General features: G+C 46.9%; 8 protein-coding genes. 1 reads left to right on the forward strand and 7 read right to left on the reverse strand.

Annotated features, from left to right (window positions below; genetic code table 11):
* Nucleotides 1-328: 328 nt before the first annotated feature.
* Nucleotides 329-973: a helix-turn-helix domain-containing protein gene (locus IEX86_RS24215; RefSeq protein ID WP_188868711.1), complete on the forward strand. Its 645-nt coding sequence runs from the start codon at nt 329-331 to the stop codon at nt 971-973.
* Nucleotides 974-1,395: 422 nt separating this feature from the next.
* Here IEX86_RS24215 and IEX86_RS24220 read toward each other — a convergent pair whose 3' ends face one another.
* The 7 genes from IEX86_RS24220 to IEX86_RS24250 form a co-directional block, all read right to left on the reverse strand.
* Entirely contained in the window at nt 1,396-1,857 is a 462-nt protein-coding gene (locus IEX86_RS24220) for a nuclease-related domain-containing protein (protein ID WP_188868712.1), read from the reverse strand.
* Nucleotides 1,858-2,176: 319 nt separating this feature from the next.
* Entirely contained in the window at nt 2,177-2,332 is a 156-nt protein-coding gene (locus tag IEX86_RS25300; RefSeq protein ID WP_229685496.1) for a helix-turn-helix domain-containing protein, read from the reverse strand.
* Nucleotides 2,333-3,063: 731 nt separating this feature from the next.
* On the reverse strand, nt 3,064-3,369 hold the full coding sequence (locus IEX86_RS24230; RefSeq protein ID WP_229685495.1) for a hypothetical protein: 306 nt from the start codon (nt 3,367-3,369) through the stop codon (nt 3,064-3,066).
* Between the two features lie 77 nt (nt 3,370-3,446).
* Nucleotides 3,447-3,851 carry a hypothetical protein gene (locus IEX86_RS24235; protein ID WP_188868713.1) on the reverse strand — a complete coding sequence of 135 codons (405 nt, stop codon included), beginning with the start codon at nt 3,849-3,851 and terminating at the stop codon, nt 3,447-3,449.
* A 38-nt stretch (nt 3,852-3,889) separates the two neighbouring features.
* Complete coding sequence (locus IEX86_RS24240; protein ID WP_188868714.1) at nt 3,890-4,294, reverse strand: response regulator; 405 nt, start codon at nt 4,292-4,294, stop codon at nt 3,890-3,892.
* Nucleotides 4,295-4,800: 506 nt separating this feature from the next.
* Nucleotides 4,801-5,034, reverse strand: a complete 234-nt coding sequence (locus tag IEX86_RS24245) for a hypothetical protein (protein ID WP_188868715.1) — start codon at nt 5,032-5,034, stop codon at nt 4,801-4,803.
* Between the two features lie 53 nt (nt 5,035-5,087).
* Nucleotides 5,088-5,396: a response regulator gene (locus IEX86_RS24250; RefSeq protein WP_188868716.1), complete on the reverse strand. Its 309-nt coding sequence runs from the start codon at nt 5,394-5,396 to the stop codon at nt 5,088-5,090.
* Between the last annotated feature and the right edge of the window lie 275 nt (nt 5,397-5,671).

Below are 5,671 nucleotides of genomic sequence, written 5' to 3' on the forward strand. Positions count from 1 at the left end.
GCGAATCAGCGCCCATGCTTGATCGTCTAACGCGTAACGGCCCGTCATCTCTGCTCTCCGTTCGGAAAAGACAGGATAGCCTAGCAAATCGATTTTTCAGACAGAACGTAGCAGTAAATCGTTGCTATGAACATAGATCCACATGCTCAACTACAAGGATCCATGGCCGACACTTGGGTCATAAAGCTTTGGTATTACACCCTATGCCACAACGCAATTACTGGACAAGTGGACAAGTGGACAAGTGGACAAGTGGACAATCCCAATAATTGGCAATTTGTCAAAATGAGCATAGCCTTCAATTGTCCAATACCGAGAGAGGTAGATCATGAGCAGCAACAGCATGATTAAAAATACTGGCCCTACCCATGAAGAAAAGCGCTCCATTGACCCAGTGGCTGAGATTGTTTTGTCACGCATGGTCACCCTATTTTCCGAAACTGTTCAATATTGGAAAGAAAACAGTTCACTAAAAGAAATAGCTGCCCTGACAGATCGTAAAATTGTAGAAATGTTTTATGAAACAAGCGTCCTAGTTAAGCCTGTCGATGAGCAGGAAGAGCGTGATCGCAGGTCAAGAGTCGCAGCACGTGCAAAGTTCAATGAATTTTTGGGTAGTAATGGTGGATTACTTAGGGCTAGGGACATTTGTGAAATAGCCAATGTATCAAGACAAACTGTTTCTAACTGGAGAGACGCTGGAAAGCTGATTGCCTGGAAAAGAGGCGAAGAATATGAATATCCAGGCTTTCAATTTCATAAAAATAAGCGGTTAGAGTACTTGGATGTTTTACTTAGTGTCTTAAACGACACTGATCCTGAGTCTAAATGCCTATTTTTTCTTTACCCTATTGAAAACGCTAATAATGAACTAGAAACGCCAGTAGAGATATTGAAAAGAGGCTGCACAGATGAAGGGCTTCAACTATTGAAACGAGAAGCTAGCATATATAGGTCTAGCGAACAGCCTTGAAAACAGGGAACCTGGTAAGTTCGCTGGAAAAATTACGCTATTTTATTAAACACTTCATATCCTGGTTTTCTTTTAGCACTAGTATCCTAATCTGGCTAGCTTTTAGGCAAGTGGCCTGAATATCTATATGGGATTGGGCACTGTTTCCATTAGATTAATCTACGTATATAAAGCTAATTCGGGACTGAGCAGAATCTTTTGTTTCCGATACAAGCACATTGAAAAGATAATGTACGAAGCGGATAGATCGAGATATTCTTCCACTTATTTTGGGCAATAGCTTAAGGCTTACCGCTTAGCTTTCAGGTATCTTGACAGACTGCTTAGCTATCTTCTCTGACTCATGTCTAGTCTGTAGCATATATTTAAGGCAGAACTAAACCTAGGGATGGTCTGAAGTAGCCCTGTATTTCCCGTCGCCTTCAGCCCCGCCGATCCACCATCACTACAATCCCATGTAACTGCTCGGATCGCAGGCCTAGTGTCGTTTCAAGCGTCTTTAAATGTTTGTAGTTCTGATGAAGCGGATTTTGAAACCGGATTTTGAAACCGGCTTTTGTGGCGATAAATTTGCTGCGTCCATTGCTGTTGTGAGGCCTCCCAAAGACCCAACCGCTATAGTTTTTAGTCTCTATAACAAACATGCCATAGCGTGACACCAGCACATGGACTATCTGAGTTGTACCAGCGCCGTCGGGAAGCGTGAGGTTGTTTAGGAGATGATAGATGGACGGGTCCAATCGACGGCGGGTTACCCAACTGACTCGGCGCTCACCAAACCAGCCTTTAAGGTGAGGAGCCCTAAATAAGGCAACTAGAATTAGAAAGGGCAATGTCCATAGTAATGGCGTGAGGGCAGCCCAGAGCATCGACGTGTACATCATAATCATCATCCTTGAACTTGAGGGCTAATCATGCCATCAAAAATGTGGTTTTCTCTTATTTCTTATGCCGCTTATCATCCGCTTAACGCCGCTGGCTTCATGCTCAATTCAAGGAATACGACACAGGCATGTTGAGCATGAAGACAAAAGCCCTAGTTTGAACTGCCCCCCCGAAGGTTGTGTCCAACATTCGGGGGTCAGTTCATAACGGGGCCTTATTTTATTAGAAGCAGAAAACGATTATGGATTTGCCTTATCCAGATCAGAAAACTGGCTGATCCGTACAGTATGATTTGCAAATTTGGCCGTTACCTCCAGCTCATCCCCCCACTTCCTCAATAAAGCGGCGCATAGAGCTGATGTATATATCTGTTCGCTTTTCGAGTTTAGCGACGCTTCCCTGGCTTACATGCAGGATTTCAGCAAGCTGTTCTTGAGAGAGCTTACGAGCACGGCGGATCTCGGACAGGTTCATTTCTGCGTAACGCAGCAGCCTTTTCAGCACTGCGTGCTTTCGACTCAGGGAACATCCTGTCACATAAAGATGAGAACGACTCTTTACCAGACATGATGCTTACCTCTGCTCTTTCCTTATTTCGTCAAAATGCTTGTCATACAGACGATCCGCTAATGGAATTATTTTTCGTAAAAGCGGTTGTTCCAGTCTTATCCCCGCCGATCAAGAAAATGGCTGTGCGTCTATGGTCGAAGGATAAAAGATCCTGATAAGACTACCTCCGCTTTGCACTCTGAGCTCATGCATATGCTCATGCCTGGAGCCGTTGATACAACTTGAAAACGGAAAGGGAAGCTGAGGATCCCGTTCCTCTAGAAGGATTACGTGGGCGTCGATGTCCTCTTAGATCGCTTCAGTCAGATCCTCTCACCAGTCTTCAAACTCGTCTGTGAATTCAATTTCTCATGCCATGGAAGGAATAATATTCCCTTAAAGGAATATTATAAACTCGGGTTTCGTCTGTACTATCACTTAATCTATCTGCTTAAACAACGGATTTACCATAAGATCCGTTCGGCGAAGCAGCCCCTATCATCATGGCTTAATTAGCCGGCGGCCAACATCTCGCGAATCTTGGTCGCCAGTGCATCAATGGCAAAGGGTTTGGTAATAATTTCCATATCATTGGCCAAATAGTTGCGAGCCCCTTGGGTGAACTGACTCCGAAGGTTGTGTCCAACTTTCGGGGGTCAGTTCAGCGCTGCGGGCCGGGGAAAGTCGTACTTGGTGATTGCCATGCGATCAGGCGTTCGGGTCTGTACCACACGCTCTAGCGAGGCGCGTAGCACACCTGCACCAAACTCTGTCCGCTCTTCGGGATTTCTTCCAAATACTTCAAATACCGACCGCCCTATGCAGTCCTCACGCCGTGTATTGGCTCCCCTAAGCCGCCCTTCGTTAGCAGCCAGCATGATGAACTCTGGACCTGTAGACAGAACCAGCACGAGGTGCGGAAGCGCTTCGAATAATGTCTGGAAATCTAGCTCTTGTTTCATCAAGACTCGCACTTTCGTTAGAGATGAGCCAAGTAATGCGCCTGGATTTAGTCGTCGCATTAATCAACCCGGTGTACCTAGCTGACCTTTAGAAACGTTGCTGTCAGGTCTTTAGTTAAATCCGCGGTCAGTTCATTTACGCCCATTGCCGCACGGCAGATCAGGCAGGTCTGTGAAAGGCATAGCATTAGCGCCTCTTGAGGGTAAAGAAGCGCCTGAGCTATGACGGCGCCTGCCCAGAAGCCTTGCGTTTGATCATAGGCGCTGGGCAGCGTCTTTTGCTTATCAATTTCCTTATCCGGTTGCGTACGCAGCTCCAGCCGCTCGCATAGAAAAAGGCGCATAGCGTTTGGGTGAGTTTGATCAGAGCAGAGGTGACGGCCTGGGTATGGAGAGCTGGATCCTCCAGGATAGAAGTATTGCTCATACGCGATGGAGCCTTGCCGATGGATCACACCGGCAAGGCTGAGGGAGATCCGCATGGAGCTTATCTGCCCGGGCTGTAAGAGGAGGTATCCGCTTAGGTAGAGGATGGATCCGCCTCTTCCAGTACTTTGAGTACCGTTCCTCGCAACTGATCTCTTGACCACGGTTTGGCCAGGAATTGATCAAACGTGTCGAGGTTAGAGAGTAAATTGGTGTTATAGCCTGAAGTCAGCAAAACCTTGATATGAGGCCATTTGTTAGCGACCAGCTTTGCCAGATCAACGCCGTCCAGGCGTTCTGGTGTACGAATGTCTGTTACCAGAACGGCTACGTTTTGACCGTGTTCTTGTAGGTAGGAATAGCCATCATCGGCGGTAGGAAGCGCTTCGACTCTTGGCCCAATTGAGTCCAGCACCTCAGTCATCAGGAACCGGAGGTAATCTGTATCTTCAACGATAAGAATCTTTTTTTCGGTGGTGCATTTGCCTACTCCATTCATGGTAACGCCACCTCTCAGAAAACTGAGTTGAAAACCGCTTCACTAGTAAGTGTAGACAGAAATTGAGTAGGCCTAGGCTGGCAAATACTTTGATTTGTTTGCGCTTCTCCGTTTGGCTAGCCGTTACGAGGGACAGGCATTTCTGTAAACTCTTGGTGTTATATGGATTGGAGCCCTGAGCAGATGAATCGATTAATAGAATCGCGGCCTGTAGTTTCGAGCAGCAATAGCTCAGGCTAGGCTGACCGTCTTCTGCAAACGAAGAAATGCTCTGATTGAAACCATGAGATTTACAAGAGAATAGCCTGGACACACGCAGTATACGAAGACAGCGGACGGGCTATGGATGAGCATCTAGACCTGGACACGTTAATGAGATCTACAAGATTTAGCCTTCTGGCCCACATTCTCAAGGGTAGACACTCTGGTAGGCATCAAACATTTCCTGTAGTTATTAAAGTACATCCTAGCCAAAAGAAGGACAGTTAAAGGTTTAAGGCACGGCGCTACGATTGTTTCAGCTCGTAAAAGGCGCCGTCATTGAGACGGATGATGGTTAGTCCGGACAACATTCCTACAGGCGAGCCCTTGATAAAAAGCCGCTCATCCACGACTTCACCCGTACAGAGTTCAAAGCGAGGCCCTTCCATAAAGCGTCTTTGATGAAGCTCTGCGACCTTGAGTTGGTTACAGATCACATCATACGAGCCGCGCGGATCGAATTCGGCTGGATTACTCATACACTCCTCGTTAAACGCTCATGACCGATAAGCCTGACTACGCGTTACCTTCACTACTCAACGGGATCTATCGAATCAGCCATATACTCCCTACGGTAGACAACGGCCTTAAGCGTTTCTGCGTTTTGACGAGCCAGGTCTGCTCCGTCTAAACGTCCCGACATACGGATATCCGAAAGCAGTAGCGAAACCTCGTTGAGGTGCTGTTGCAAGTAGGCCCATCCTGCATCAGCAGTTGAAAATGTAACGATAGAAAACCCCTCCATTTCCAAAACATCTCTAATCAATTCGCGTATGAGTTCTTCGTCTTCACAAAGGAGAGCGGTAGGAGGACCGGTGTTGTTAGGTCTCAGCGTAGTCATAAGAAGTCTTTCAGGCACAAAAGCTATGAGAGGCATGAGTAGGTGCCAATCAAGCTTGTTCCTTTCTTCCGACCAGGCAGCTACTTGCAATAGTCTGTACAAGTATCTAATCATGTACAGCTATTTTGACGTGCCCTGAATCATGCGTAGGTCGCTGCGCTGTAGCCACTAGGGTATGCCCTAATGACAACGGCAAGAAGAAATAAGCTAAAGCAGAGAAGGGAACCTGCCAGGGTGGTTTTCTCACTCATACGGATCTCTGCCATCCTAACCGT

The organism is Pseudomonas asuensis, from assembly GCF_014646755.1.
In the GTDB taxonomy this organism is placed as follows: Bacteria; Pseudomonadota; Gammaproteobacteria; order Pseudomonadales; family Pseudomonadaceae; genus Chryseomonas; species Chryseomonas asuensis.